A 26,993-nucleotide genomic window follows, 5' to 3' on the forward strand; every position below is an offset into this window, starting at 1 on the left:
TTGGTCTTTTACCTGTTGCGGGCAGAACAGTCGCGCAAGGCAGTTAGTTTCAAGCAAACCTCTTAGAGTTTAACTGCCCGTTAAAAGTTCAAACTGCACTGCGGGTCGTGATTCAGACTTCAGTACACATTACGAGTTAAACCTTATGAAAAGCTGCGACCGTTTTGTACGGGCGCAGTAATGAATTTCTGGTATTGGTGTTTTCTATGGGTTAGATCCGGTGGGAAGCATTCCAGAAACTGTACGCTGGGTCAGGTGTTCGATTGGTGATCTGGGTTCAAAAGTGGCAGTGGGGATACCTTCTGCTGCAGGCTCCGTTTCGCCACGTAAGGTGAGTGTGAAGCTTGGAATTGTTACAGAGCCTGATACCCCCCCCGGATAAGAAATGCTTTGAAGCCGAACCGTTCCCTGGTCAAGGACTGCAGTGATTTCAACGGTTACTTCCAGTGATACCATGCTCGTCTCTCCCTCGTGCGACTGTTCAATTTCTACATCCACGTTTCCTGTTATATTGATTTCATTGGGATTATCAGGGGATTCATGTATATGCCCACCATTGTTCAACGCATTAAGAGGCTTGGTTTCATCTATGGGGTTCATGAACAAAAACATACTGTCTGCTGCTATTGGCTCATACCTGGTTCTATCTGTTCCATCTATGACGTTCAGAAGCAAACGCATATTGCCAGTATCAATGACTCCTACTGGAAGAACCAACAATATAAAGCTGCCAGAATCATAATTCAGGTACCTTCTTATTGATCTCTCTGTCAGGTCGCCGGCGGGGTGGCGGGGGTAATGATGCACTTCGCCGATACTGTGTTCAGGTGTGTTTATATTGGCTTGGGCATTGCGTGCTGCTGCAATTATTCTACTAAAATAAGTCGACGATTCTACTTGACCTGCTATGAAATTTCTGGATCTGCCTATAAAAGGTTCTGCGGTGCCCATGGAATTGGCGTCGTGGTCTCTGGGTTGGGTCTCTGTGACAGTTCTCATAATGTTTCCAGAAGTGGAGCTTTCGGATTTTACGTCGAATGTCTTTTCACCCACCTTAAGATTGTAAAAGTCTTTTTTTTCTGCCTGTGCAGTGAGGGCTATAGACATAAAGAGGGGAGCCAGCAGGAACTGTATGGCTAGTTTAAAAAACTTCATTGGTTAACACCTGAAAAAGTGTGCATAAAAAGAGCTTCTTTACTCAAGTGCAAAAAATTAGACCACTGGGAGGCTTTTGCAAATTGTCAGCCTTCTCTAATCCCCGTGCATAGTAAAAAGTGGACTTTGCGAATGAATGTGAGAGTGGTGTAAGTCAGCTGTTGGATACCACCATCCAAACAAAAAACGCCTGAGGATCACTCCCCAGGCGTTTTTCTGGATAAAAGGCTTTGCCAGTCAATCAGCGATCAACACGCCATGTGGTTCCCTGAGGACCATCCTGCAGGCTTATCCCCTGAGCCGCCAGCTCATCCCGAATCCGGTCACACTCGGCAAAGTCGCGGGCTTTCTTTGCGTCAGCACGCTTCTGAATCATGTCCTCAATCCATGCTTCATCCAGGTCACTGCCAGACTTCAGAAAAGCCTCAGCATCCCCCTGAACAATACCCAGAATGCCACCCAGCTTCACCAGCAACGCCGCCAGAGGCAACGCCTTCTGCTCGTTTTCTGCTCGAACACGGTTCATCTCACGCACCAGGTCAAACAGTACCGCCAGGGCAACCGGCGTATTAAAGTCATCGTCCATCGCGGCAAAGAAACGCTGTTCGAACTCAGATTCAGCCGGTGCCTCGACGTCTTCCAGCTTCAGACCTTTAAGAGCCGTGTAAAGGCGCTCAAGACGGACAGCCGCCTCTTTCAGGCTTTCCTGAGAGTAATTCACCGGGCTGCGATAGTGCGAAGAGATCAGGAAGTAGCGAACCACCTCATCCGGAAACTGCTCCAGTACCTCACGAATGGTAAAAAAGTTACCCAGACTCTTGGACATTTTCACATTGTCGATGCGAATCGCACCGGAATGCATCCAGGTGTTCACAAAGGTTGCATCATTATGCGCTTCAGACTGTGCAATTTCGTTTTCATGATGGGGGAACTTCAGGTCAGAACCACCGCCGTGAATATCGAAGGTATCACCCAGGCAGCACTTGCCCATCACCGAGCACTCAATATGCCAGCCCGGACGACCATTACCCCATGGAGATGCCCAGAAAGGCTCGCCTGCTTTGGCACCTTTCCAGAGTACAAAGTCCATCGGGTCTTCCTTGTTCTCTTCGACATCAATACGCGCACCGGCTTCCAGCTCTTCCAGCACCTTGCCGGACAGCTTGCCATAACCTTCAAACTTGCGAACCCGGTAATAGACATCGCCATTGCCCGGCGCGTAGGCAAAACCTTTTTCGATCAGACCACTGATCATCTCAATCATTCCCTGCACATGCTCAGTAGCGCGAGGCTCCTGATCCGGTGGCAGGTTGCCCAGACGGGCAAAGTCTTCCCGCATGGCAGCGATCATCCGATCAGTCAGCACATCGATGGTTTCATTGCTCTCGATGGCACGCTTGATAATCTTGTCGTCAATGTCGGTCACATTGCGCACATAGGTCAGGTTATAACCTTTCGCACGCAGATACCGCGCTACCACATCAAAAGCGGTCACAGTACGGGCATGACCAATATGACAGAAGTCATACACCGTCATACCACACACGTACATGCGTACATGGTTTTCGTCGATAGGCTGAAACGGCTCTTTCTTTCGAGTCAGAGAGTTATAAATCTGCAGCACTTTCTATGTCCTGTTGCCCTTTTCTCAGGCAGTTTCTGAGCCTTCAGCTAGTGATAAAGCAGACTGAAGGCTGCTGTTCACCCTATCCTCAGGCCTTACTGGCCCAGGTATCTTTCAGACCAATCGTCAGGTTGAATACCGGATGTTCCGGGCTGTGATCGTAACGATCCGCCACAAAATAACCTTCTCGTTCAAACTGGAAACCCTGTTCCGGCTCAGCACTGGCCAGCCCCGGCTCAACCCATGCCTGCTTCACTTCCAGAGAGTTCGGGTTGATATGGGCAATAAAATCTTCTTCACCCTTGTCCGGTGCCGGATGATTAAACAGACGATCGTACAGTCGCAGCTCAACCCGTTTACCGTGGCTCGCAGATACCCACTGAATAACACCGCGTGGCTTTACACCTTCCGGCGGATTTTCACCCACGGTACCCGGTACATAAGAACAGTGAATCTCAACAATTTCACCGTTCTCATCCTTGATCACGTCATCGTTTTTGATCACGTAAGCACTGCGCAAACGCACATACTCACCCTTCACCAGACGCTTGAACTTCTTGCGAGACAAGGTAGTGTCTTCGGTAAAGTCACTGCGGTCAATGTACAGCTCACGGGTGAATGGCAGGGTACGCTCGCCCATCTCCCTGTTCGGATGCATGGGTGCTGTCATTTCCTGTACCTCGCCTTCCGGCAGGTTGGTAATGACCACTTTCAATGGATTCAGCACCGCCATACCGCGAGGGGCATTCTGGTTAAGGTCATCACGGATCGCGTGTTCCAGCATGGAAATGTCTGCAATACCATCAGTACGGCTGACACCCACCATATCGGAGAACTTGCGAATGGAAGCCGGAGTGTAACCACGGCGACGCATACCGGACACCGTTGGCATACGCGGGTCTTCCCAGCCGGTAACAATGTTCTCATCTACCAGTCGCTTCAGCTTGCGCTTGGAAGTAATGGTGTAGTTCAGGTTGGTACGGGCAAATTCATACTGCCGTGGTTTGTGCGGCACCGGCAGGTTTTCAATAAACCATTCATACAGCGGACGGTGGTCCTGAAACTCCAGCGTACAGATGGAGTGGGTAACGCCCTCAATGGCATCTTCCTGACCATGAGCAAAGTCATAGCTTGGGTAGATGCACCACTTATCACCGGTCTGATGATGGCTCTGTTTGCGGATACGGTACAGCACCGGATCACGCATATTCATATTCGGGTGTTGCAGGTCGATTTTGGCGCGCAGGCTGCAACTGCCTTCTTCGTACTCGCCGGCACGCATCTTTTCAAATTCGGCCAGGTTTTCTTCTACCGACCGTTTCCGGTCAGCCGTTTCAACCCCGGGCGTTTTGAAGTCACCACGGTTGCGAGCCATGGATTCAGCATCCTGATGATCAACGTAGGCCTTGCCTTCCCTGATCAGGTAAACAGCCCATTCGTAGAACGTGTCGAAGTAGCTGGAGGCATAACGAACCTCGCCACTCCACTGGAAGCCAAGCCATTTCACATCTTCCCGGATGCTGTCGACGTACTTCTGCTCTTCCTTCTCAGGATTGGTATCGTCAAAACGCAGGTTACACTGGCCACCGAACTTCTCGGCCAGGCCAAAATTCAAACAGATAGAAGTCGCGTGACCCACGTGCAGAAAGCCATTAGGCTCTGGTGGGAAACGTGTATGGATAGAAGTTACTACACCTTCGGCCAGATCTTTTTCAATGATCTGCTCCAGAAAGTTACTCGGTTTGTCTGTTGTGCTCATTGCAACCAGTATCTTGGAGGGTGACGCCCGACAACCCACAGTGCTCTCGCAGCGTCGCGGGTAGACAGACCTCGAATTCATGAAACTTTTTCAAACGTGCGAGACTACCATTATAATCACTCATGGTTCAACCAGATAACCTGTAGCTTGCGGGAATCTCAAATTCAGAAGCCTTAAGAAATTGTCAGCGTAAGAATCACTGCTATTCTGCTTGTTATCGCCCTGGCCCCCATGAGAAACCATTATGAAGAATCACTGTCAGCTCAGCAGGTTTTCTGCGGCCGTTCTTGCTTCTGCAGTTTCGCTGGCTGAAGCTACTCCAATAACTGAAAGCGCGGAAAGCTATGCTGCCCGTCTACTCCTGATAGAACGCCAAAAAAGAGCCATACAACTACAAAAGACCTTCAGTTACGAAAGAAACTGCCCGGGCTCCACAAACACTTTTGTTTGTGGAGAGTCGTACTGTGACATCTTTAATTTACAGCCCCAATCTTTTGAGTCTCCTTCTTCTATAAAATCCGATTACCTGACATATAACCTGGCCGCTTACCTGAGAACCTACCCCAATAAAAGCTCATCGCTTTGCGTAGATCGGGATACCCTCAATGATCCGAAAGCCGCTTATAAGATAAATGCACTGAAGGGTCTGGTATTTCATGGCGTTATAAAAGTTGAAGATACAGGCAACGGGCAGATAGCCTATATTCCATTTAAAACAAGCGGGCTTTCTGAACCCATCAGTGAGAAAGCGGGTACTGGCAATGTCAAGTACAATTTCACTCTTCGCAAAGATGAAGATTTAGATATTTACAGCAGACACGGTATGGCTCTTGAGGCAATCCAATGGAAAGCCTCTAAAAATGCATTGCGTGGTGCCCTACCAAAAAGCCGCAGACAAGATTCAGAATATCGGGATGAAATCCGGCTGCGTCGCTCACAAATGTCATTGAACCTGTATGGGACAAACGGCAAGACTGCCTACCCGGGAGGTTCTTACAAAGCAATCCTGAAAGGTTCACTGAACCTACCCTGGAGCGCTCCAGCCACTCTGAGTTTTTCATCAGGAACCAACGTGAAATTTGCCAGGCCCGGCAGAAATAACTTCAGGCTGGATTCAAGATATATCCGAACCGTCAGTTTCTTGCCCAATGGAAGAAAAATCAAAGAAGAAGGTTACAGTGAGTACTCAGTTATAGAGATAATACTCATCCCCCCCGGCTAATACGAAAAATACATCCATCGCCCCTTCCCTTTTACACTGACGCCAGAAACACCTAAAATGCCTTGATCTCCTGCCCTGAATTCTTATAGCACTCAGGGCACAGTATCCATTGAACAGACGGTAACCACATGGTTGTACTGCATACCAATTTCGGCGACATCAAGCTGGAACTGGACGCTGATAAAGCGCCTAAAACGACTGCAAACTTCGAAGAATATGTGAAGAGCGGTCATTTCGACGGCACAATCTTTCATCGCATCATTGACGGATTTATGATTCAGGGTGGTGGTTTTGAGCCAGGCATGGTTCAGAAGTCTACCAATGCTCCTATTGAAAACGAAGCAGACAACGGCCTGAAGAACGACCGTTACACCGTTGCCATGGCTCGCACCATGGACCCACATTCTGCTTCCAGCCAGTTTTTCATCAACGTTGCCGACAATGGCTTCCTGAACCACACCGGCAAAACACAGGACGGCTGGGGCTACTGCGTATTTGGCAAGGTCACTGAAGGTACCGGAGTCGTTGACAAGATCAAGGGCGCGAAAACCACTTTCCGGGCTGGTCATCAGGACGTACCGGTTGAGGACGTGGTGATCGAGTCTGCGGAACTGGTGTAAATGCAGGCGCAGTTCATTTCCGACCTGCACCTGACACCCGAGCGCCCGGACATAGCCCGGGCGTTTTTGCGCTTTATGGATGAACAGGCTCCGAAAGCCGCCACCCTTTACATTCTTGGAGATTTTTTCGAGTACTGGGTGGGAGACGATGCCATGGAGCCTTTCCACCAGGAAATCGCAGATAAGCTCAGGCACTACACCGACGCAGGTCATCAACTCTTCTTTATGCCCGGCAACCGTGATTTTGCAGTGGGACGTGGCTTCCTGAAGCAAACCCGCGCCCAGTGGTTACAAGACCCCTGCACCATTGAACTAAACGGTGAGAAAGTCCTGCTGATGCACGGCGACCTGCTATGTACGGATGATGAACAATACCAGAAATACCGTAAGCGTATTCGTCACCCTCTGGTTTTAGGCTTTCTACGGCTTCTGCCACTGAGCTACCGCAAGAAGCTCGCTGCCAGAATTCGCGCCAACAGCCAAAAGGCAAAGTCCGGCAAAAGCCTTGAAATCATGGATGTGAACCGTGATGAAGTGGTGAGGGTCATGGAGCAATACGGGGTAAAAACCCTGATTCATGGTCATACCCATCGCCCCGATACTCACGCTGTAACATTATCCACCGGCACTGGACAACGCATTGTACTGGGCGACTGGGATAAGTGTGGCTGGGTGCTACCTGGCGACAGCGATTTACACCAGCAACGTTTCAGTCTTTGATTTCCTGCCCCTACAGACGACTGAGCCGGTGGGGGCTAACTAAAAGTATTTGACAGTTGTCGTTAGCTGGGGAGTCTGGACAGAATGAGCTTTAAGGTGTCTTTGATTTCTACGTTATCAGCTTTCAGCTCGGAAACATCTGTTTTAAGCTCGGAAACATCTGTTTTAAGCTTGGAAACATCTGTTTTAAGCTCGGAAACATCTGTTTTAAGCTTGGAAACATCTTTTTTAAGCCCGGAAACATCCGTTTTCAGTTCAGAAATTTCAGAGCTTTGTTGGTCTATTTTTTGCTCAAGTCGATCTACTTTCCTATCAATAACCTTAACATCAGAACGCGTCTCCCCAACCACTCTGACTATATCGGTTAAAGTATTGAGTTGATGATCAGACTCGCTGTTCGATGCTTTAGCTGTTGCGCTCATATTGTACTCCTGCAGGCTTAGGGTTTACAGAATAGCAGGAACTGATGAAAGAATACTCAACCAACTATTTTTTAACCTTTTTATTTAATCAGGCCTGCCGCTGTGAAAACGAAACTGCTGGTCGCCAGATTCAACAGCCTTACGGTCAATAGCAGCAAACACCGCAATCCGGTCTGAGATATCCGTTTGAGCAATGCTTTCAGCCAGCGTCAGGTAATCCATAAAATGTCGCCCCTCCGACAGCAGTAGGGAGCGGTAAAACTTTGCCAGTTCATCATCCACATGAAAAGCCAGCTTGTGAAAACGCTCGCAGGAGCGGGCTTCAATAAACGCTCCACAAATCAGAATATCCACCAGTTGCTCTGGTTCGTGTTTACGCACCTGCTCACGCATCAGCCCCGGATAGCGTGAGGCTGAAACCTGCCGGTAGCGAATAGTTCGCTTTTTCATCAACGCCATCACCTGCTCAAAATGCAGTAACTCTTCCCGCGCCAGCCGGGACATTTTGTGCAGCAGGTCTTCATGGTGAACATACCGGAACATCAGATTCAGTGCTGTGGAAGCCGCTTTTTTTTCACAGTTTGCATGATCTATCAATAAGATATCCTGATGTTCTAAAGCTTTGTCTACCCAGACATCAGGCGTTCTGCACAACAAAAAAGCAGCCAGTTCCGGAAACAGGTCAGACAGTGGGGCAGACAGCTCATCTCTTAACATGATTGGACACTCGTACGATTTATATTTTTTCTATGGAAGGGCGTTTCCGGTTCATAACTATCTGTTTTAAGTTATTCCAGTTTACCTGATTCGTGAACAAAGAACCTTTATCCTTCCAGTTTGACCAGGTGGGAGTGATACAACCAGGAAAATCTGGTCAGGGGGCTGGAATGGTTTCCCCATATCTGAGTGCATTTCATCTTTCATGAAACCATGGATGAAGGCTGGCGAGTTAGGGCAGGATCCTCGCCCTGCTTATCTGAGAGAAACCACAGAACGCCGTCATGGCACAGCGCTCTGGGATAAGAATGTCGTCTGAGAATCCAGAGGTAAGTATTTTCTGGTCACCGACCTGGGGCCGCTGACTTTATAATTCATCATGAACATCGTGTGACATTGAGCCCGATTGTGCTCCGGATTCAGCCTTCGGACTCAGGCCATGATGAATTTCAAGAACGTAGTCTCTTCTGAAATAAGAGGCTACTTCCGGGGATAAATCAGTGACATAGTCATGAACAAAATCAGTAGCGCAACCAGTCACCCATTCTGTGACACAGCTGCCCAGAGTTTTTGTTGCATACGAAAGACCAATCCCCTTTCCGAATCGACGGGAAATCATTGTGCTTCCCCTAAACTTGATGTCTACAGCATCCGCAGCCAAATACATCACCGTTCCTATCAAAAAATCCATAAATACCTGATTAAGAACCTGAAATGTCATGTACTGGCTATTACCTGTCAAATAACTGTCTTTGACCCCTCTGATCTGCTTATGAGAGTGGGAGCCCAGCTGCTGTTGAAACTCACTGACAAAGGTTTGTTTAAGAGAACCTTCAGGACCATCCACACCGGTAAGAGCAACCGTTAGACCATTTAGTGGTATCCACTCTATGGCCCGGCCGGTAACACCTCCAATACTCTGCCCGAGCATTTCATTAAACTGGCGTATCCCGGAAGAGGATTTTATCATCAGCTTATGAGTAATAAGCCGTTTTGCCGGAGGAACGGAGACAGCTCCTCCCTTAACAGCATCAAGTTGTAACAGCCCTGCAGAAAGCACGGGACCCCGGATAAACTGGCTTGCCAGCTTACTTTTAAAATTGCGGACAGAACCATGGGATGGAAACCAACTTTCTGAGAAATATGGCGCCCACAGATTTTCATCCAAAGTATCAACGAAGCTCCCGGCTACAACCGAATAGATAAAACTCTTCTGCATCGCCAGCGCAGTAAAGTGTGCTGCGTCTATTGGCACATCTTCGAGTAAGAATGCACCTGCGGAAAAAGTAGCGAAAACCTTCGCACTGCTGCCTCCGGGGTTATGGTGATAGTACACCTCCAGATGCTCGGCGGTATCACGTGCAAGGCGCAGGCTGCTATCCAGAATGATATATCCCTGCACGCCCTGCAGAAAACCTCCGTTTTTAAAATCGATCGAAGATTGATAATTATTCAGATCACCGTGATTCCCAATAAAATTCAGCATTTGATGAACCAGATAAAACTGAACTATTGGGGTTATCAGCCACTCAGCTTTGGATTTGGCAAACCGACGATCACCGGTATGTAAATAGATAGGTGTTCCGGCGGGTTCTTCAGAAGGAATTTCGACAAAAAACCTACCAGCCCTTCTTACTTCAATGTAATGGTTATGCCTGTAACCATTGACGAGATAGGGAACATTAATTTGCAGGCGATGACGATTGAAAAATTCGTCTCCCAAATCCGGAACCTTTAACTGGAAACGTATATGACCGTCACTCTTGACTTCAAGATGCGGACTGCTCTGGCTCAACTGAAGAGTTAAATCCGTTCCCAGTGATACCACTGGAAAGTATGAAACATCGTCTTCAGCTTCAGAATAAGCCCTGATGGATATAGCCAGAAACAGCAAAGTACAAAGCAAACTTTTGACAAATAGTCTCATAAGCATTCGTTTCTTTGTTTTTGGAACTAGTTATCATAGTCGGTTATTTCAAAATTTCTGCTTAAACATAAAACCGAGGCAAGGATGATTGTTCCATTTGGCATGATTAACAAGGAAACCCTTCGTAATCTGTTAGAAGAGTTTGTTATGCCTATACTGTCAACACACTCCAAACGACGAGACTTGCAAGTGTCGAAAGTAAAATTATCTTCGATTGTTATAAGTTTAATTCTAATAACCTGCCCTCTCTCTGCCTCAGATTCAGGTTCAGATGAACTAATGACAGTTAAGCTATATGCTGCATTGGCAGCATATAATCTGGCGCCACAGCTTGCTAATAGTTTTGTTTCTGAAATCATGATTTTTTTCGATGCTGCCCCAAACGACTTTATTCAATTTCTCCAGGATGCGTCTAGTTTAATTATTGGTTATAGTCCTGGCGATGGTGGGGGGGTCAATGTTCATACAGTAGGCTTTGATCCAACTACAGTGGGACAGATTATTATGCTTCAACATTAGGCATAAATACGGCTATGACTCCTCACGTCGCCTTTATGCCCTGTGGGTATTGCCTAACCGGCTGAAAAGTCATTTAACCATACCATCCTTCGTGATAGTTCAGGTAAAGCTGGTCTGCTGCCCAGAGCGAAGTTCCGTCCTGATTACCACTGAAGCTACGTCATGCTATAGAGCCTGTACTGAACGGCTTCTGAAACTGGCGGACGTTCAGTGGTAATCAGGAAAAGCCATGCACCTCTGGAACCTCTCAAGATTGAACGAACCATCATGACATTTTCATAAACTGTTTCTTTTAAAAAATATTTATTATCATTGGCGACTGCCCATATGGAATCGAATATCTATTAATTCATAGGGCTTGCTGCATAAGTGAAGGGGGGATCTTATGTACCGCTTATCTTTAATACTGTTGCTATTAAGTCAGTGTTTACATCTTTCTGCCAGCGAGGAACTAAGCCTTTTGGGCAGCTTAAAGAGTCACGACTCCCTGACCGTTGTTTCAGAAATTGATGGTGTTATTACCAGTCTCGGTTATGACCGGGGTGAGCAGGTCTCTGAAAATAAATCGGTAGTGGGGTAAACCTGATATTTTGTAGTTGTTTGCTAAAATACGGCGTATGCCGTATTTGTCATGGTGCGATATGAAAATGTGCTCCACACCAGTTCACTGCCCGAAATGTGGCGGTAATGATGTTAAAAGCTTTGGTTACAGTGTTCATAATGTTCCTCGCTACTTTTGCTGTAATGCTGAATGTGAAACCAAGTCCTTTATGCTTGAGTACCGGTATAAAGCTTATGAGCCAGGCGTTAAAGAAAAAGTCGTCGATATGGCAATTAATGGTGGCGGCATCAGGGATACAAGCAGGGTTTTGGGAATCAATAAAAAAACAGTAATAAACACATTAAAAAAAAGAGAAAGGCTTAGTTCAAGTTAATCCAAATATTCAGAAAATGGATCTTGGAACGGGTGCTGTGATTCACGTAGGCCGCGCCTGCCAAGAGGCCGAGATAGATGAACAGTGGTCGTATGTGTTTGAAAAAAGTAACCAGCGTTGGCTTTGGCATGCAGTTGATCATGCGACCAATACTGTTTTGGCTTACGTTTTTGGGAAACGAAAGGATGAGGTTTTCAAAAAACTAAAAGAGCTTCTTGAACCATTTGGTATCAAGAAATTTTATACTGATGATTGGGGAGCCTATGAACGTAATCTCGACGAAAGCAGACACATCATTGGAAAAGAAAATACTCAGAAAATTGAACGTAAAAACCTGAATTTTAGAACTTGGATTAAGCGTCTGGCCAGAAAGACAATATGCTTTTCAAAGTTAGAACAAATGCACGATATTGTTATTGGCCTGTTGATCAACAAAATCGAATTTGGCATTGACATCCATGAAATATAACAGGTTTGCCCCACTACCAATAAATCATTAGTCCAGATCGACAGTGAGGATTACCTGTTGATGCTGGCAAAGGCCAAAGCCAACCTGGCTTTGAGCAAAGCCGACATGAAAGCCAAACGAGCCCGGGTCGAGCGATACCGGAAACTGAAAGCTAAAAACAGTCTGTCACAGGAGCAGTTAGACAACGCTGAAGCTGAATACCAGATCAGTGCTTTCACTGTTGATCTGCAAGAACTGGCCTTTGAGGACGCACAGCTCGACCTGCAAAGAACCATCATCATGCCTGAAGCTGATTACTGGGTGACGGAAAAGCTGATCGAAAAAGGCGACTGGGTGCAAAAAGGGCAAACACTGTATCGCCTGGAAAATTTCAATAAGCTTGAAGCTGTCGTTTATGTTACTGAAAACCACATCAACAGGATTCATCCCGGGCAATCTGTAACTATCTACGCAGAAGCTTTGCCCTCAAAGACATTTACGGGTGAAATTTTGCGCGTAGGTATTAAGCCAGAAGCCAGCAAAAACAGTTACCCTATTGACATTATTGTTAACAATAGTGACGGCCTGTTACGCTCAGGTTTTACTGTGGATGCCCGCATCAATGTAAATGTTGAGCAGGAGTAAGCCACGATGAAAGCCTTCCTGCGTTTTTTTGTTGAGCAGCGTTTTTTTGCCAGCATGGTACTGGCCATGACCTGTGTTATGGGCATTATTGCGCTGTTCAATATTACCCTTCAGGAATTGCCCGCTGCCAAGCAGGGCGAAACCGTCATTATAACAGAGTACCCCGGTGTCTCTGCTGAAGAGATAGAACTGGAAATTACCAATCGAATTGAAAAGGAGTTAAAAACGGTCAAAGGCATTAGCTGGTATCAATCCATATCAGTAGACGGTCTCTCGGAAATTGAAATCCTTATTCGGGATGGAGAAGACATTGACCTGGTCAACCAGGATATCCGTGCAGCGGTGGACCGTGTGACCGATCTGCCTGCCGACCTGAAAAATGCTCCGTTAGTCGAGGCAGAAAACACAGCTACTTTTGAGTTTTTTATCTTTAGTATCAGTGGCGATATGCCTTATGCAGAGCTGAGAGAAGCAGCCAGGCAACTGGAGAAAAAGCTGAGAGCGCTGGATGGTATTGGTAAAGTTGATACTGCCGGATACCGCCTCAGGGAATTTATCGTAAACCTGGATCCTGACCGCATGAACAGTTATGGGATCAATCCCCAGACCGTGGTGGATGCCATTGCCAGACGAAATCAATCCAGCAGTGGCGGAATCGTAGAGTCCTGGCTGGCGGAGAAAAACCTGCTGACCCTGACCCAGGTTCAATCTGCAGAGGAGCTTGAACAGAGTATTATTACCATGCTGCCCGGCGGCAGCCCCTTGCGACTGAAAGACATTGCCGAGGTAAGAGATGGCTTTGAGCGACCCTCTGAAGCTTTTGTCGCCAATGGCGAGAAAGGGATAGGGTTTACCCTCTTTAAGACTGAGTCCGGCGACATCCTCAAAACCGTTGATGCCGTGAAAGCACTGTTACGCCATGAAAGCGAGCGCACTGGCGGCAAGCTGAAGTTTTCAAACTCTCTGGATTTGTCAGAAGAAATCAGTGACCGGTTCAGAGTCGTGCGTAACAACGGCCTGATCGGTACCATTCTGGTGCTGGCTGTTTTGCTGATCACTATTCAACGCCGCCTGGCCCCGTGGATCACCACCTCACTGCCGGTTTGTGTCTTTGGTACGGTGAGCATGCTGCTGCTGTTTGGCTATTCCCTCGACAGTATCAGCATGTCGGCGATCCTGCTGGTGATTGGTATCATTGTTGATGACTCCATTGTTGTAGCAGAAAGTATCGACCAGAAATACCACCAGGGACTGCCGCCTGTTGAAGCCGCCGTTGAAGGGTATTCTGAAGTTTTCCGCCCTGTTGTAACCAGCCTTCTGACTACACTGCTGGTCTTTGTACCCATGCTGTTTATGGGCGGTGACTTTGGTGCCACCTATGCCATCCTGCCAATCACCATCATGATGGCCCTGCTGGTCTCTATGATTGATGTGACTTTGCTGTTACCTGCGCACCTGGCGCACGCCATGTCAGGTACAGAGTCACACCAGCAAAAACAGCAAAACCAGTGGTTTCTGATCATCAAAAATCGCTATCAACAAATGCTGGGAAAGGTGCTTGCTGCCCGCTACGCTGTTGTCCCGGTGGTTCTCATTGCCGGTATGTGCGTTTTATACCTGAGCCTGGGTCAGTTAAAGCTGGACTTTTTCCCCACCAGTGCAGCAAGGCTTCTTGAGTTAAGCATTGAAGTTCAGGATGGCACCTCTCTGGATAAGGTGACTCGTATTCAACAGCCTCTGCTGAAATTACTGGAAGAAACCCCTGAGGTGCAACGCTATCACATCCGCCAGACAACACCTGAATCCACCGGGCTGATTATTCTGACTCCCGTCGAAAGTCGCTCCCAGTCTGCTGACGAAGTGGCAGGGATGCTGGAAGATGCAGCCCTGACCATCCCCGGGGTCACTGATGCGGACATCAAGGTGGATGCCGGCGGCCCTCCCCCGCCCGACCCTCTTGAGTTTCGGATATTTGGCTCTAATGATGCCAGCCGTCTGCAAATGGCCCGGGATTTAAAACAATGGCTGGCACAACAGCCTGGCGTAGTGGAGCTGGAAGTATCTGACGACAATCGTCGTCCACAGGCGCAAATTCTTCCAGATTATCAGTGGCTGGCCCGTTTGGGTTTGTCCGTTGAGGATATTAATCGCACCCTGAACCTGGCTTATGAAGGCGCTGAAGCGTCCACCAGCTGGGTGGGTGATGACGAAGTGAGCATTAAGGTATGGCTCGACTCAAAATGGCGTAATGCCGACTATCTGCCCAACCTGGATATTCCTTCTGAAAACGGCGAGACAGTGCCGTTGCGAAGGGTCGCCAGGGTAGAAACGGTTATGACACCACGGGAGCTGAGTCATTGGAATGGTGATCGCAGCAGCCTGGTCGCCGGTGATATTGAAGATGGTACTAATGGCGATGATGATGACGATGACGTGGAATCCGGTAGTGAAGCCACTACCAGTCTGGAGGACAGTGATGTTATTCCAAACGCAGTAGATATCTCAGAAAAAGCGATTGCCCATTTCAATCAGCTGGCTGATCGATACCCCGGAGTCCGCCTGGAAGCCGGAGGAGAAGCAGAAATGACCAACGCAGCACTGCGCGGACTCACCAGCGCCATGCTAATGGCCATGGTGGGAATCTGGATGATTATTGCCTTGCTGTTCGGCTCATTGTTCCAGCCTTTGCTGGTCATCTTAATCATTCCTTTTGCGGTGGTTTCAGCCGCAACCGCATTACTGCTGCATGGGCAGCCAATGTCATTCTTTGCCGCTGTGGGTATTTTGGGACTTTGCGGCGTAGTCGTGAATAATGCCCTGGTCATGGTGGATCGAATGAACCGGCAAAGCAAACAGGCAACCCCTGAGCTGATGATCCATTCGATCATTGAAGCAGCAGGATCAAGGCTACGCCCCATTTTACTGACCTCTGTTACTACTGTGGCAGGTTTGCTGCCTTTGGCTTATGGCCTGGGTGGCTCCGATGTATATATGGGACCAATGGCCCTGACACTGGGCTATGGCATTCTGCTCACAGTACCAGTGATACTATTCCTGTTGCCCTGCTGCTACCTGATAGGACAGGATATTACCATTCACCGCTTGTATCACCGCCCGATTGGGCGATGCTTTACGCAGTGAATGATAAACAAATACAAATCGCTCCCTTTACTCCTAATCACAGACATATTAATTGACGCAGATCAGGTTTACCTCGTTTTTTATTGGGTAAGATCAGTATTAAAGAACATAAAATGGAGTGTAGAGCCATGCGAGGAGTTGCAAAAGTACTTGTTGTGATTGATACACGCAAGGAAAAACAGATCGCCCTGAATCGTGCCATTGAAATTGCAAGGGCGACAGAATCAGAGCTTCATGTCCTGTCTGCCAACCCGAAACCATCGGAAGCCTCCAGAGAAAAGCTTGAAGCACTGTCCAGCGAAATCCGTGATCAAGGCGTAAAGGTCTTCACCCAGGAAAAATGGTCAAACAGTCTGGTCGACACCGTTATTCATGCACGACAGATGGAACGCTGCCATCTGGTTGTTAAAGACTATAAGCCTGAAGGTGGCCTGCTCAGTGCGTTTTCTACCCCGAACGACTGGAACCTTCTGCGCCAGTGCCGGGTACCTGTTCTTCTGGTTCGCCATGATCGCAGTTATCAGAGTTCGCACATGCTGGCGGCAGTCAATGGCGACCCTGACGACACGCACCATCACCAGCTGAATCAGGCTATCCTGCAAAACGCCCGACTCACTGCTGATGTTTATGGTGCTACCCTGCATCTGGCTACGGCCCATCCAACCACAATGCTCGCTATCCAGGACCATGGCGATGGGGCGACGGATAAAGACCGTTACCTTAAACACTGTCAGGAGTACGCCCACAATTACGGCATCCGGCCCAAAGACATCCATGTACGACCCGGCCCGGCAGAATCACTGATCCCGGAGCTTGGCCGTGAACTGCAGGCTGACCTGCTGATTGTGGGCACCCAGGCCAGAACCGGCCTGCCTGCCGTCGCTCTTGGCAATACTGCAGAACAGCTGATTTCAGATATTGATACCGACCTGCTTGTTGTACAACCCAGACATCACATGATCCCACTGGAACGAGAGCTGGAAAGATAACCCTGCCTGCCAGGCCTCCCGGCCTTTTCCGGGAGGCCTGAAAGTCCACCAGGCCTTACCTCGCTATTTAGCCCGGATATTTCATAAAAAGAGGCAAGTTCCGCCCAATCACTTGATATAATTGGGTCGACCAAAAAAATGCTTCGGAAGAAGCAAACCGGAACTTGCCATGAACAAATTTACACAAGAACAGCTTCGTTTTCACCCCTCCAACGGAAAAACTATCCGGGCAGACTTCAATGGCGGAGAATTATCCTCTGATTTTGGCGCCCTGATGCTACGTGAAACAATGCTTCACAGCGGTATCATATCCAGGCTGACTGACGGCATTGACGATAAACGTCATCAATCCTACATCGACCACACCCTGCAAGAACTCATTGCCCAAAGAGTTTTGCAAATGGCCTGTGGTTATGAAGATGCAAACGACAGCAACCATCTGCGTAAAGACCCAATCTTTAAGCTTGCCAATGGAAGAAACCCACTGGACGATGATAACCATCTGGCTTCCGCTCCAACGTATACAAGGCTTGGTCAGTCCATGACCAAACGGGATATTTATAATATGACCAAAGCACTGGCTGATCACTTCATCAGCAGTTATGAATACCCGCCATTAGCCATCATTATCGACCTGGATCATACGCCTGCTATCACCCATGGCGGCCAGCAGATGAACCTGTTCAACGCCAAATATCAAGACTACTGTTACTTGCCCTTAATGATCTTTGAGGGGCTCAGCGGCAAGCTGATCACTTCGATCCTGCGTCCTGGAAAAACACCCACAGGCCGAGAGAATGCAGCTATTCTCCAGCGCCTCATTAAGCTGATCCGTACAAGATGGCCGAAAACCCATTTACTGGTTCGTGGGGATAGCCACTTTGCCCAACCAGAGTTAATGCAGGTTGTTCAGGATGACCCTCACTCCGACTACGTGCTGGGAAAAGGCGCAGGACACAAGACGGCCTTGCGACCTAAAGCCAAAGAGTTGCTGGATGAAGCGCGGAAAGCTCTCGACGTTAAAACCGGGCTGGCAAAACTGAACAACATGCCAGAGCCTGAGCGACTCAGGCTCTACGGAGAAACGGACTATCAGGCAAAAAGCTGGAAAGGGCTGGACACCCGGATAATCTATAAGGCAGAGGTCAACCAGAAAGGCGACAATCCCCGCTTTATTGTGACTTCGATGATGGAGGCTTCCCCCGAGGAAATATATGAAGACCTTTATTGTCCCAGAGGGCAGGATGAGAACTTCATTAAGCATCTGAAAAGTGATTTGTCCGGTGATCGCTTGTCAGATCAAGGCTTTCTGGCAAATCACCTGAGAATGTTTTACGCCTGCGCTGCTTATGTTCTTCACTATGAGCTGAGAACCAAGGCACTGAAAGGTACGGAGCTGGAAAAGGCACAGCCATCAACCGTGATCACAAAACTTTGTAAGGTCGCGGTTAAAGTGGTTGAGTATAAAGACCGAATCAAACTTCACTTGCCCCGCAGCTGTCCAATAAAAGGGCTTTTGCAGCATATAACCGAAGTCTTTTATTCAATGCCGCTGCCTCGACCGGGATAGTCAGCTTCATAAACTCAATCAGAATAAAATAGCGACCAACAGAAAGAGTGTTGGGGAATTCTGTTGTCCTGAAAAAGCAGGTGCTGATCAAAAAACATCCGAATTAATGGTGAGTTCGGGTTGTAATACCTTTTTCATGGACAGTAGAGCAACAGACCTCCGAAAAAATCAGAATGGGATGTTTTTTCCGGAACTTGTTGCTCATTTATGAAATATTCGGGTTAGGGCATCAGTTAAAAATATTGAACCTGCTGATCGCATTTTTGGGAAATATCTTAATGAATGTACCCGGCAATAACTTTAGCTGTGCCTCAGGAGGGGCGGACTTTAAGGTCAGAGCGCCTTCTGAGTAACTCCTTCGGGACTAGTTATTTGCATAGAGTCAAGATGGTGCGGCTGTTTCAATTTCGACCAGTTTGTAACCCATGTCTTCAGCGCGCTTTCTCATGTTTTTAATGACTCGGTCACGGTATTGCTCCTCGTAGTAATCCTGACCTCTATCTACGTACTCTGAGCCGTTTTTCAGCATGCTGTAAATCAGCCGGGCAAGTTTATGTGCAGTCGCTGTAATCGCTTTTGGTGCCCCCAGCTTACTTCTCATTCGACGATAATAGGCTCCCAGCGCACTTTTCGAACTCACCAGAGTCAGTGCAGCCATACGCAGAGCAGAAGCGGCCCGGTTAGGGATTCTTTTGGTCTTGCTGCTCAACACTTTGCCTCCTGATATCTTGTTTCCCGGGCTCAGTCCCAGCCAGGAACAAAAGTGCTTCACTGTCGGCCAGCGACTCATGTCTGTACCAATTTCAGAAACTACCTTCAGGGCGGTATTTTCCTCTATTCCCTCAATCGATGTCAGATCTACCCCTGTCACCCGGTAAAGGTGAGTTCTTACATCAAAAGCAGGGGCGCTGGCTGATTTGCGTTTTGCAGGCAGAGAGATACTCTCGGACTTATCATCAAACTGGTTCAACTAGTCTTCCAATGCCTTGTCACAATCTTCAATTTGCTTTTCGTAAAAATCATAAAGCCTGAATTCAAGTCATAAGTGCATAACCCATGACTTTTCTTGCATCTATTCCAGTTGACTCTTTAAATGCCTCATAAGGAGTCTTGTAGCCCAGGCACTTTCTTGGCCTGTTGTTCAGCTTATCCACTGCAATGATGACATCTTTTTCTGTCACGCCATTAAGCTCCATCGACTTGGGGAAATACTGCCTTAGCAAACCATTAGCATTCTCATTCTGGCCTCTTTCCCAAGAATGGTAGGGGGCAGCAAAGTAGCTGTCACATTTTAAAGCTTTGGCAATTGATTCATGCTGAACAAACTCCTTTCCATTGTCGTATGTTATTGTCTTTACAAACCTTTTCAGAGGCTTGAGTACGTCAATTATTCCCTGTTTAACCGCTTTTGCCTTCTTGCCTGGTAGAGGGACAGCAAGGCGAAGCTTGGTTTTTCGTTCATCTAATGTAGCGATGGCTCCTTTATGATTTTTACCTATTACAGTATCAGCTTCCCAGTCACCAACTCGCTCTCTGTTGTTGACCACTTCGGGGCGTTCTTCAATGCCAACCCGATTTGGTATACCGGTTCGGTTATGAGCTGAACCGTATCGCTTTCGATAAGTTTTTTTCTGGTGCCTCAAGTGCTTATAGAGCGAGCCTCCGCGCCGTTTATCATCCGCTACAAATTGATAAATCGTCTCATGATGCAGCTTGATTACACCGTCCTTTTCAAGCCTTCCAGCCACTTGTTCAGGACTCCAATCTGAACGGATATCGTTTGAAATACGTTGTTTAATGTCGTCTGTCAGCTTAATAGCTTTTGGCTTATCTTTGTGCCGCTGCCGAGCTGTGCGATTAGCCTGTTGGTGCCTGTACCCTCTTTGCCCTTTATTGCGGTTTACTTCTCGCGACACGGTAGGCTGTGAACGGCCAAGCTTTTTAGCAATTTTGTTTTGTGAAGTCCCATTTTTGAGTTCAGTTTCGATATAATATCTCTCTTCAGAGCTCAGGTGTGTATAGGCCATCCTTGGCTTCCTCTGTATGGTTTGGTTGCTTTACAGAATACCCCTGAGTTCTGATTCACTTCAAAGGTTCTGAAACAATCCTCTGGTTACAGAGGTTATGCACTTATGATACGAATTCAGGAAGCTCAACAGACTGCTTTAAGGCAAATAGGTGTTCCACCCGGTAATGCCCATGCAGTGACTTAGCAATGACTTTCTCTGATTTTTTACAATGAGAGTCCCGGTGTTTGGCCAGTACCTCTGGGTCACGCTCTCCCGCGAGAATGGAGAGAATGATACCCATCCCCGTTTTGCCAGTGATATCCGCAACGACATTGTCCAACAACAGGTTCATTTGCCGTAAAGCTTTCTGCATGTGCTGTATGTGCGACGCCCGGTAACGGATCAGGGTTTCACGCTGACGCATATAGGCACGCAAGGCACACACCTGATCTTCAGGGCGAAAAGCTCCCTCAAGCAGGCCATGAGTATGCAGTTGTTGTAACCACTGACAGTCCTGCACATCACTTTTACGACCAGGGACGTTTTTAACATGACGAGCATTCACCAGTTTGACGTCAAGGCCGTGCTCTTCAAGCATTTCGAAAGCGGGAATCCAATAGATTCCGGTAGACTCCATGACCACGGTCGTAATTCCGATTTTCACGAGCCATTGAGTCATCATTTCGAGATCAGAGGTAAAGCAGGCAAAAGACCGAACCGACTGTTCATCGAGCTCTTTAGGGACAGCAACAAAGTGGAACTCTGAACCAATATCAATGCCTGCAGCATAGAGGTTCACGGTTTTTAGATGGCCAGATATCCGCTTTTGAACTTTAGCCGGATTTGGGTTGTGTTTCATGACTGCGTTCCTACACTACTGAACGAAGGCATATCCGGGTATGGGGCTGTCGATCATATGCAGTCTTCTGAACGAGATCGCCAGGCGTCATCAGTGATGCGGTCGCCAGCCTCCCGACCACGCTAAACTTCGGGCAAGAGCACCAGTGTGCGTTCGGTCTCTGGCTCGGATATGCCTCCTTCCTTATCGTAGGACGAAGAATTGAGGTTGGCAGCTAAGAGTTACTCTGGGTTGTGTGCCCGCCGGGCGGGCTAGTCCGCTAAACCGGAACATCTGACGATGGCGCCTTTATTATCAGAGTGACCGGAGTGGCTATCATGCACTGAAGCTGAGGAAGCAGGTGTCTCCATATTGTTAGTCTCGGGAGCAAAAACGACTGCAGGTGTAATAAGTATCTCGACCTGATTTTGGATTTCTTTGACGAGTACAGACTTAAAACTGCCGCGTGCATTACTAAACATTCCATATCGCCATATTTGAGCTAAATTACCAAAGCGTGTTTTTGGATTTCCATTACCATCCTCTCCATGGATAATGACATCCTCATCGTCTTTATCTATAGTGAAGACTTTAGTTAACGGCTCTGTCCTGGTTCCCCCCGCTCCATGAAATTTGTCAGCATTTTTTCCATCCTTTTCCAGGTCTCTGGTGGTTACAAAGACCAAGAGCTGTCTGGGAGCAAGCCCTGCAGGACAATCAACCTCCCCTTCAAGCCATGCCCTTAACCTTAACTTCATTGCAAAGGCAGTATACTTATCAAGAACGCCTAACCTTAACTGATAGTAGCCTGTTTCCTTATTACTAAATACCAGACTCATCTTTTCTTGAATTGAGTGCTTAATAATCTCCGCCTGTTGATAATTACTTAATTCCTTATGGTCAGATTTTGATTGATCCTGAATTCGTATCATAAGTGCATAACCTCTGTAACCAGAGGATTGTTTCAGAACCTTTGAAGTGAATCAGAACTCAGGGGTATTCTGTAAAGCAACCAAACCATACAGAGGAAGCCAAGGATGGCCTATACACACCTGAGCTCTGAAGAGAGATATTATATCGAAACTGAACTCAAAAATGGGACTTCACAAAACAAAATTGCTAAAAAGCTTGGCCGTTCACAGCCTACCGTGTCGCGAGAAGTAAACCGCAATAAAGGGCAAAGAGGGTACAGGCACCAACAGGCTAATCGCACAGCTCGGCAGCGGCACAAAGATAAGCCAAAAGCTATTAAGCTGACAGACGACATTAAACAACGTATTTCAAACGATATCCGTTCAGATTGGAGTCCTGAACAAGTGGCTGGAAGGCTTGAAAAGGACGGTGTAATCAAGCTGCATCATGAGACGATTTATCAATTTGTAGCGGATGATAAACGGCGCGGAGGCTCGCTCTATAAGCACTTGAGGCACCAGAAAAAAACTTATCGAAAGCGATACGGTTCAGCTCATAACCGAACCGGTATACCAAATCGGGTTGGCATTGAAGAACGCCCCGAAGTGGTCAACAACAGAGAGCGAGTTGGTGACTGGGAAGCTGATACTGTAATAGGTAAAAATCATAAAGGAGCCATCGCTACATTAGATGAACGAAAAACCAAGCTTCGCCTTGCTGTCCCTCTACCAGGCAAGAAGGCAAAAGCGGTTAAACAGGGAATAATTGACGTACTCAAGCCTCTGAAAAGGTTTGTAAAGACAATAACATACGACAATGGAAAGGAGTTTGTTCAGCATGAATCAATTGCCAAAGCTTTAAAATGTGACAGCTACTTTGCTGCCCCCTACCATTCTTGGGAAAGAGGCCAGAATGAGAATGCTAATGGTTTGCTAAGGCAGTATTTCCCCAAGTCGATGGAGCTTAATGGCGTGACAGAAAAAGATGTCATCATTGCAGTGGATAAGCTGAACAACAGGCCAAGAAAGTGCCTGGGCTACAAGACTCCTTATGAGGCATTTAAAGAGTCAACTGGAATAGATGCAAGAAAAGTCATGGGTTATGCACTTATGACTTGAATTCAGGGATTACCATCGTTCTTCAGGATTTGAACACCGATATCATTCTTATCTTTTGAATTGCCTTCAAGGTCGCAACTTGTGAACGAGAGCGCCAGTTTTGCATTGATCCAGGATTGTGTCTGAAATGAAAAGGTTAGCCCGCAATAATTTGTTTCTACCGGGCTTTCTGGTGTCAGCCCAGAGAGATGACGAGCCACAAAGCCCTCCTGTTCAGGCTTCCATTCTTGACCAAGATCCAGCGTGCTGGCAAGAGGTTGAAGACCCGTTGCTGAAGGCCTGATGTCGACACTCTCTAACTTCCCATTTTCTTCTGCCGTGGTTAAGCCACTCCCTTCAGCTCCTGATACCTTCTGACTGCAAACTCCGTAGTTGCAGAGCGGGCAATGGATGTCTTTTGTATGTACCTTCCTGTGAGGCGGTTCTTCCCCTTCGTCGCCTTCCTGGTCATGCCCCTCATGGTTCTTTAAGGCTGTATTGGTGTGGGTGTTATGACTTACTCTGACTTCTTGCCCGCCTGCTGCCGGGGGTGAAGATGTTTCGGATTGCCTGTGACTTTCTTCGCCTTTATTGGGTACCTGCCTGCCATAGGACCGGCTTGAAAGATCCGCTGAAAACATCTCCCGGAATTGATGCGCCAGTGCTTTAAGACCGGAAATCAGAGACTCAGTTTGTTGTATTGGCACGTTAATGTCGTCTGTTTCTGGCTGCAACTGTTGCTCCAGCCGTCTTTTCAATGCCCGGTAAACCAGCCCCGTGGCCGTATTTTGCCACCGGTCATAGAACAGGACTTCTTCGTGCGTTAACTCGCTGGAAACAATAAGAACGCTCTGGTAATCAGTGCCTAAGGAGTATTGAGACAGTGCCTGTATCAGGGCGTTGTCATCACGCTGCTGCAGTTCCTGGTTATCAGTAACCAGCGATGCCATCAGGAATGACAAAATCCCCGGAGAACCCTGATCGTTTTCCGTTATTCCGGCTGATGATGTCTCCAAATCATTCAGGTGCTCAAGGTCAGCTTCAATCAGCATGACTCTGTTATCAAGAATCCGGGCCAGATCACCACGACCCAGAGCTATGGCCTGCTGTATTTTTTTCCGGAGGACTTTTAATAGTCGTCGTTTATTTTCCTGATTCTTCTTGATCAGCTCTTCCGCTGAATCCTGCGCTGGATACTCACTGTCGTCATAGACAATAACCAGCGGCTCAGCATCAGGTTCGGCATCGAAGGAATAATGAGTGCTGTCATTATCGTCACCATCACCGCCACCACTTCCGGAAGCCATCAGACCACCAGTGACAGTATCTGCAATATCCTTCAAAGCTTCAGTATCCAGTAGTGCGAGATAGCTTTGCGTCTGGATGTTGATCAGCTCTTCGTACAGAGAAGCCAGGCTTGTGCCCCGGAGAATGTCGCCCCGGGTAATGACTACCCGCATAGATGCATCGCTGACAGAAATAGCCACAGCAGGATAAGACGGTTTTTTAACCAGTTGCTGCCAGTTAGCAATCGCCCGCTCCAACTCTCCCTCAAGCCTGTTTCTTTTTCTGTCGTTCACCTCTCTGAAAAAAGAAGCATCAGGAATCAATCTGTTTTTTAACAATGTTTCTAAAACGGATGCCTGAGAAGGTGACTCCGTCAGCCACTGGTTTTTGTGGCTCCATACATCTCCGGACCTGCCTGAAAAAACAACACCGGCGCTTCCGGCAGCTGATAAAACGGTTGACAGGAAATAGAAAAGTGAACTGGCAGAAGATGGAGTGAAAACCGCTCTGTTATCGTCAACCGTTTTAAAGCACACCTGACGACTGTCTGTTAAAAACGCCTTTCCCGAAAAACCTGAAGTTAAATCGCCAACGGTTTCACAAACAACACTGTCGGAGGCAGCAAAAAGCAATGAACTGTTAAACAGGGCGGACAAGGAAAAGTGAATAAAAAAAAATGAAAATATGGTACACACGAATAACTTTGACTTCTTCAAGTTTGGTCTCCTTCGAATCAAGATTATTCAGATGGCTTTGAAGATGATTCGAAGACAAACCCGGTAGTTTAAAACAACGAACATCTACATCATCCAAAAAGCACCGAACCAAGATTAGCATCAATCTCAAATGACACATTCAGGAATGCCCAACCTCCAAAACCCTGTTCTTGCACTCCTCACAATCCCGACTATTTTACTTAGTGCCTGTCCGAAAACCCTCAAGCCCTTGAAAAACACAGCCTGAGGCCAAATATAATACTCGAAGATTTTCCCAGACAGGCTGTTTTCGAGTTTATGCGTCAAACCATTAATCCACAAATGCAGTTGGGCGAGGTTGATATCTCCGCCATCACATTCAACCCCAAGTCCAGAGATGATATTCCCCGGCTTTTGCGGGGCTTGCAGCACATATGGGTTACACCTGATCTGAGAGAGCAGGTCTTTCAAGTTCTTGAAAGTATGATTCCTGCCAGCAGTAATAATGGTCGTCCCGGTATGGATCTCTGGAACATACTGGTGTTTGGCACCCTGCGGCTGGTCACTAACTGTGATTATGACCGTCTTCAGGAGCTGGCCAATGAACACGGCACGCTACGGAAAATGCTTGGGCACGGTCCTTACTGCACGCACTCTTATCATATCCAGACATTGCAGGATAATATCAGCCTGTTCACGCCCGAAATACTGGACCAGGTAAACCAGATTGTCGTGGCAGCAGGCCATCAACTGGTTAAAAAAAAGATGAGCCGCTATATGGCCGTGCCGATTCGTTTGTAGTCAAGACCGATGTTCATTTTCCCACAGACATCAGCCTGTTAAACGATGCCTGTCGTAAGGCTATTGAGTTTGCGTCCACCCTGGCTGGCCAGTACCAGTTACCAGCGTGGCGTCAGCGGGAATACCTGAAAAAACAGCATCGAAAGCGCTATCACAAGGTGCGGAATCTGAAACATTCCGTTGCTGCCTGCGAGTTTAAACAGCGGTCACGTCAGCACGATATTGAAACGGCACACCTTGAATACATTAAGTACAGTCTCGACATTATCCGCAAGGCAGAAAGCACAGCTGCCCTGGTAGAAAAAAGCGCCCCCGATGAGTCTGCGCTGGAGAATCTCAAATACTACATTGCCCACAGTCGTCACCAGATTAATCTGATTTATCGTCGGGTGATCGAGCATCAGCAGATTCCTCACAGCGACAAGGTGTTCTCGATTTTTGAACCCCACACAGAATGGATCAGCAAGGGTAAAGCCGGAGTTCCTGTAGAGTTGGGGTTGCGGGTATGCGTACTGCAAGACCAGTTTGGCTTCACGCTGAATCACCATGTGATGCAAAAGCAGACAGACGATCAGGTTGCAGTGCCTATCGCAAAAGGAGCAAAACAACGCTTTCCCATGCTGAGCCAGGTCAGTTATGACAAAGGGTTCTGGAGCCCCGCCAACCTTGAGGAACTTGATGGCTTTCTGGAACGAACCATTCTGCCGAAGAAAGGCAGGCTTTCCGCAGAAGACAAAAAACGAGAGCACCACCTTGAGTTTACCCGGGCAAAAAGAAAGCATTCCGCCGTAGAGTCTGACATTAATGCTCTGGAAGCCAATGGCCTCGATAAATGTCCGGACAAGGGCATTGATGCCTTCAAGCGCTATGTTGCCCTTGCGGTTGTGGGTGGCAACCTGAAGCGCTTGGGCAGGATTTTACAAGAACGGGATTTTTAGCCC

Annotated in this window: 24 protein-coding genes; 13 read left to right on the plus strand and 11 right to left on the minus strand. The window is 47.6% G+C overall.

The window, feature by feature from the left end; genetic code table 11:
• Positions 1 to 204 precede the first annotated feature (204 nt).
• From NX722_RS10620 to NX722_RS10630, 3 genes are all read right to left on the minus strand, one after another.
• Positions 205 to 1,155: a hypothetical protein gene (locus NX722_RS10620; RefSeq protein ID WP_262567948.1), complete on the minus strand. Its 951-nt coding sequence runs from the start codon at positions 1,153 to 1,155 to the stop codon at positions 205 to 207.
• A 241-nt stretch (positions 1,156 to 1,396) separates the two neighbouring features.
• On the minus strand, positions 1,397 to 2,779 hold the full coding sequence (gene cysS / locus NX722_RS10625; protein ID WP_262567949.1) for a cysteine--tRNA ligase: 1,383 nt from the start codon (positions 2,777 to 2,779) through the stop codon (positions 1,397 to 1,399).
• Between the two features lie 88 nt (positions 2,780 to 2,867).
• Positions 2,868 to 4,538 (minus strand): glutamine--tRNA ligase/YqeY domain fusion protein, encoded by a 1,671-nt coding sequence (locus NX722_RS10630; RefSeq protein WP_262567950.1) that lies wholly within the window; start codon positions 4,536 to 4,538, stop codon positions 2,868 to 2,870.
• 244 nt (positions 4,539 to 4,782) lie between these two features.
• Between NX722_RS10630 and NX722_RS10635 the strand changes: the two genes are divergently transcribed.
• The 3 genes from NX722_RS10635 (at position 4,783) to NX722_RS10645 (ending at position 7,100) form a co-directional block, all read left to right on the plus strand.
• On the plus strand, positions 4,783 to 5,760 hold the full coding sequence (locus tag NX722_RS10635) for a hypothetical protein (RefSeq protein ID WP_262567951.1): 978 nt from the start codon (positions 4,783 to 4,785) through the stop codon (positions 5,758 to 5,760).
• A 128-nt stretch (positions 5,761 to 5,888) separates the two neighbouring features.
• Positions 5,889 to 6,380: a peptidylprolyl isomerase gene (locus NX722_RS10640; protein WP_262567952.1), complete on the plus strand. Its 492-nt coding sequence runs from the start codon at positions 5,889 to 5,891 to the stop codon at positions 6,378 to 6,380.
• Complete coding sequence (locus NX722_RS10645) at positions 6,381 to 7,100, plus strand: UDP-2,3-diacylglucosamine diphosphatase (protein ID WP_262567953.1); 720 nt, start codon at positions 6,381 to 6,383, stop codon at positions 7,098 to 7,100.
• 62 nt (positions 7,101 to 7,162) lie between these two features.
• Here NX722_RS10645 and NX722_RS10650 read toward each other — a convergent pair whose 3' ends face one another.
• Both NX722_RS10650 and miaE read right to left on the minus strand, forming a co-directional pair.
• Positions 7,163 to 7,522, minus strand: a complete 360-nt coding sequence (locus tag NX722_RS10650) for a hypothetical protein (protein ID WP_262567954.1) — start codon at positions 7,520 to 7,522, stop codon at positions 7,163 to 7,165.
• An 84-nt stretch (positions 7,523 to 7,606) separates the two neighbouring features.
• Positions 7,607 to 8,239: a tRNA-(ms[2]io[6]A)-hydroxylase gene (gene miaE / locus NX722_RS10655; RefSeq protein ID WP_262567955.1), complete on the minus strand. Its 633-nt coding sequence runs from the start codon at positions 8,237 to 8,239 to the stop codon at positions 7,607 to 7,609.
• Positions 8,240 to 8,444: 205 nt separating this feature from the next.
• Between miaE and NX722_RS10660 the strand changes: the two genes are divergently transcribed.
• On the plus strand, positions 8,445 to 8,558 hold the full coding sequence (locus NX722_RS10660; RefSeq protein WP_262567956.1) for a hypothetical protein: 114 nt from the start codon (positions 8,445 to 8,447) through the stop codon (positions 8,556 to 8,558).
• A gap of 48 nt (positions 8,559 to 8,606) precedes the next feature.
• Here the strand turns inward: NX722_RS10660 and NX722_RS10665 are convergent, their stop codons facing one another.
• Positions 8,607 to 9,962: a hypothetical protein gene (locus NX722_RS10665; RefSeq protein WP_262567957.1), complete on the minus strand. Its 1,356-nt coding sequence runs from the start codon at positions 9,960 to 9,962 to the stop codon at positions 8,607 to 8,609.
• Between the two features lie 288 nt (positions 9,963 to 10,250).
• Between NX722_RS10665 and NX722_RS10670 the strand changes: the two genes are divergently transcribed.
• The 7 genes from NX722_RS10670 to NX722_RS10700 all read left to right on the plus strand — a co-directional run bounded on the left by NX722_RS10670 (position 10,251) and on the right by NX722_RS10700 (position 18,413).
• Positions 10,251 to 10,685, plus strand: coding sequence for a YheU family protein (locus tag NX722_RS10670; RefSeq protein WP_262567958.1), 435 nt, complete (start codon positions 10,251 to 10,253; stop codon positions 10,683 to 10,685).
• A gap of 641 nt (positions 10,686 to 11,326) precedes the next feature.
• Entirely contained in the window at positions 11,327 to 11,620 is a 294-nt protein-coding gene (locus tag NX722_RS10675; protein WP_262566541.1) for an IS1-like element transposase, read from the plus strand.
• A 16-nt stretch (positions 11,621 to 11,636) separates the two neighbouring features.
• Entirely contained in the window at positions 11,637 to 12,089 is a 453-nt protein-coding gene (locus NX722_RS10680) for an IS1 family transposase (RefSeq protein WP_262566540.1), read from the plus strand.
• A 36-nt stretch (positions 12,090 to 12,125) separates the two neighbouring features.
• Entirely contained in the window at positions 12,126 to 12,713 is a 588-nt protein-coding gene (locus NX722_RS10685) for an efflux RND transporter periplasmic adaptor subunit (RefSeq protein ID WP_262568640.1), read from the plus strand.
• Positions 12,714 to 12,719: 6 nt separating this feature from the next.
• Positions 12,720 to 15,854: an efflux RND transporter permease subunit gene (locus tag NX722_RS10690; protein WP_262567959.1), complete on the plus strand. Its 3,135-nt coding sequence runs from the start codon at positions 12,720 to 12,722 to the stop codon at positions 15,852 to 15,854.
• Positions 15,855 to 15,982: 128 nt separating this feature from the next.
• Entirely contained in the window at positions 15,983 to 16,843 is an 861-nt protein-coding gene (locus tag NX722_RS10695; protein WP_262567960.1) for a universal stress protein, read from the plus strand.
• Between the two features lie 169 nt (positions 16,844 to 17,012).
• The gene (locus tag NX722_RS10700; RefSeq protein WP_262563762.1) at positions 17,013 to 18,413 is read left to right on the plus strand and encodes an IS1380 family transposase; all 1,401 of its coding nucleotides are present in this window, start codon (positions 17,013 to 17,015) and stop codon (positions 18,411 to 18,413) included.
• 382 nt (positions 18,414 to 18,795) lie between these two features.
• Here NX722_RS10700 and NX722_RS10705 read toward each other — a convergent pair whose 3' ends face one another.
• The 4 genes from NX722_RS10705 to NX722_RS10720 form a co-directional block, all read right to left on the minus strand.
• Positions 18,796 to 19,383, minus strand: a complete 588-nt coding sequence (locus NX722_RS10705; RefSeq protein WP_262567961.1) for a transposase — start codon at positions 19,381 to 19,383, stop codon at positions 18,796 to 18,798.
• Between the two features lie 64 nt (positions 19,384 to 19,447).
• On the minus strand, positions 19,448 to 20,440 hold the full coding sequence (locus tag NX722_RS10710) for an IS30 family transposase (RefSeq protein WP_262563592.1): 993 nt from the start codon (positions 20,438 to 20,440) through the stop codon (positions 19,448 to 19,450).
• A 103-nt stretch (positions 20,441 to 20,543) separates the two neighbouring features.
• Positions 20,544 to 21,281: an IS110 family RNA-guided transposase gene (locus tag NX722_RS10715; protein WP_262567962.1), complete on the minus strand. Its 738-nt coding sequence runs from the start codon at positions 21,279 to 21,281 to the stop codon at positions 20,544 to 20,546.
• A 251-nt stretch (positions 21,282 to 21,532) separates the two neighbouring features.
• Entirely contained in the window at positions 21,533 to 22,192 is a 660-nt protein-coding gene (locus NX722_RS10720; protein WP_262567963.1) for a hypothetical protein, read from the minus strand.
• Between the two features lie 105 nt (positions 22,193 to 22,297).
• Here NX722_RS10720 and NX722_RS10725 point away from each other — a divergent pair, with 105 nt between their 5' ends.
• Positions 22,298 to 23,290 (plus strand): IS30 family transposase, encoded by a 993-nt coding sequence (locus tag NX722_RS10725; protein WP_262563592.1) that lies wholly within the window; start codon positions 22,298 to 22,300, stop codon positions 23,288 to 23,290.
• Between the two features lie 2 nt (positions 23,291 to 23,292).
• Here the strand turns inward: NX722_RS10725 and NX722_RS10730 are convergent, their stop codons facing one another.
• Positions 23,293 to 25,272 (minus strand): hypothetical protein, encoded by a 1,980-nt coding sequence (locus NX722_RS10730; RefSeq protein ID WP_262567964.1) that lies wholly within the window; start codon positions 25,270 to 25,272, stop codon positions 23,293 to 23,295.
• A gap of 297 nt (positions 25,273 to 25,569) precedes the next feature.
• On the opposite strand from NX722_RS10730, the gene NX722_RS10735 reads away from it, so the two are divergent.
• Positions 25,570 to 26,990, plus strand: a protein-coding gene (locus NX722_RS10735) for an ISNCY family transposase (RefSeq protein ID WP_262563791.1) whose coding sequence is annotated in 2 segments (ribosomal slippage) — positions 25,570 to 26,014 and positions 26,014 to 26,990 — 1,422 coding nt in all. Because the reading frame shifts where the segments join, the coding sequence is not laid out codon by codon here.
• The last annotated feature ends 3 nt before the right edge of the window (positions 26,991 to 26,993 follow it).

Source organism: Endozoicomonas gorgoniicola, from assembly GCF_025562715.2.
In the GTDB taxonomy this organism is placed as follows: domain Bacteria; phylum Pseudomonadota; class Gammaproteobacteria; order Pseudomonadales; family Endozoicomonadaceae; genus Endozoicomonas_A; species Endozoicomonas_A gorgoniicola.

What these genes read in the sequence shown, in the direction of transcription:
- NX722_RS10700 (WP_262563762.1), top strand. Translation starts at nt 17,013, where the DNA reads ATGAACAAATTTACACAAGAACAGCTTCGTTTTCACCCCTCCAACGGA.
- NX722_RS10640 (WP_262567952.1), top strand. Translation starts at nt 5,889, where the DNA reads ATGGTTGTACTGCATACCAATTTCGGCGACATCAAGCTGGAACTGGAC.
- NX722_RS10710 (WP_262563592.1), bottom strand. Translation starts at nt 20,440, where the DNA reads ATGGCCTATACACACCTGAGCTCTGAAGAGAGATATTATATCGAAACT.
- NX722_RS10715 (WP_262567962.1), bottom strand. Translation starts at nt 21,281, where the DNA reads ATGAAACACAACCCAAATCCGGCTAAAGTTCAAAAGCGGATATCTGGC.
- NX722_RS10725 (WP_262563592.1), top strand. Translation starts at nt 22,298, where the DNA reads ATGGCCTATACACACCTGAGCTCTGAAGAGAGATATTATATCGAAACT.
- NX722_RS10650 (WP_262567954.1), bottom strand. Translation starts at nt 7,522, where the DNA reads ATGAGCGCAACAGCTAAAGCATCGAACAGCGAGTCTGATCATCAACTC.
- miaE (WP_262567955.1), bottom strand. Translation starts at nt 8,239, where the DNA reads ATGTTAAGAGATGAGCTGTCTGCCCCACTGTCTGACCTGTTTCCGGAA.
- NX722_RS10720 (WP_262567963.1), bottom strand. Translation starts at nt 22,192, where the DNA reads ATGATACGAATTCAGGATCAATCAAAATCTGACCATAAGGAATTAAGT.
- NX722_RS10680 (WP_262566540.1), top strand. Translation starts at nt 11,637, where the DNA reads ATGGATCTTGGAACGGGTGCTGTGATTCACGTAGGCCGCGCCTGCCAA.
- NX722_RS10635 (WP_262567951.1), top strand. Translation starts at nt 4,783, where the DNA reads ATGAAGAATCACTGTCAGCTCAGCAGGTTTTCTGCGGCCGTTCTTGCT.
- NX722_RS10660 (WP_262567956.1), top strand. Translation starts at nt 8,445, where the DNA reads ATGAAACCATGGATGAAGGCTGGCGAGTTAGGGCAGGATCCTCGCCCT.
- NX722_RS10620 (WP_262567948.1), bottom strand. Translation starts at nt 1,155, where the DNA reads ATGAAGTTTTTTAAACTAGCCATACAGTTCCTGCTGGCTCCCCTCTTT.
- NX722_RS10645 (WP_262567953.1), top strand. Translation starts at nt 6,381, where the DNA reads ATGCAGGCGCAGTTCATTTCCGACCTGCACCTGACACCCGAGCGCCCG.
- NX722_RS10690 (WP_262567959.1), top strand. Translation starts at nt 12,720, where the DNA reads ATGAAAGCCTTCCTGCGTTTTTTTGTTGAGCAGCGTTTTTTTGCCAGC.
- NX722_RS10675 (WP_262566541.1), top strand. Translation starts at nt 11,327, where the DNA reads ATGAAAATGTGCTCCACACCAGTTCACTGCCCGAAATGTGGCGGTAAT.
- NX722_RS10670 (WP_262567958.1), top strand. Translation starts at nt 10,251, where the DNA reads ATGATTGTTCCATTTGGCATGATTAACAAGGAAACCCTTCGTAATCTG.
- NX722_RS10630 (WP_262567950.1), bottom strand. Translation starts at nt 4,538, where the DNA reads ATGAGCACAACAGACAAACCGAGTAACTTTCTGGAGCAGATCATTGAA.
- NX722_RS10695 (WP_262567960.1), top strand. Translation starts at nt 15,983, where the DNA reads ATGCGAGGAGTTGCAAAAGTACTTGTTGTGATTGATACACGCAAGGAA.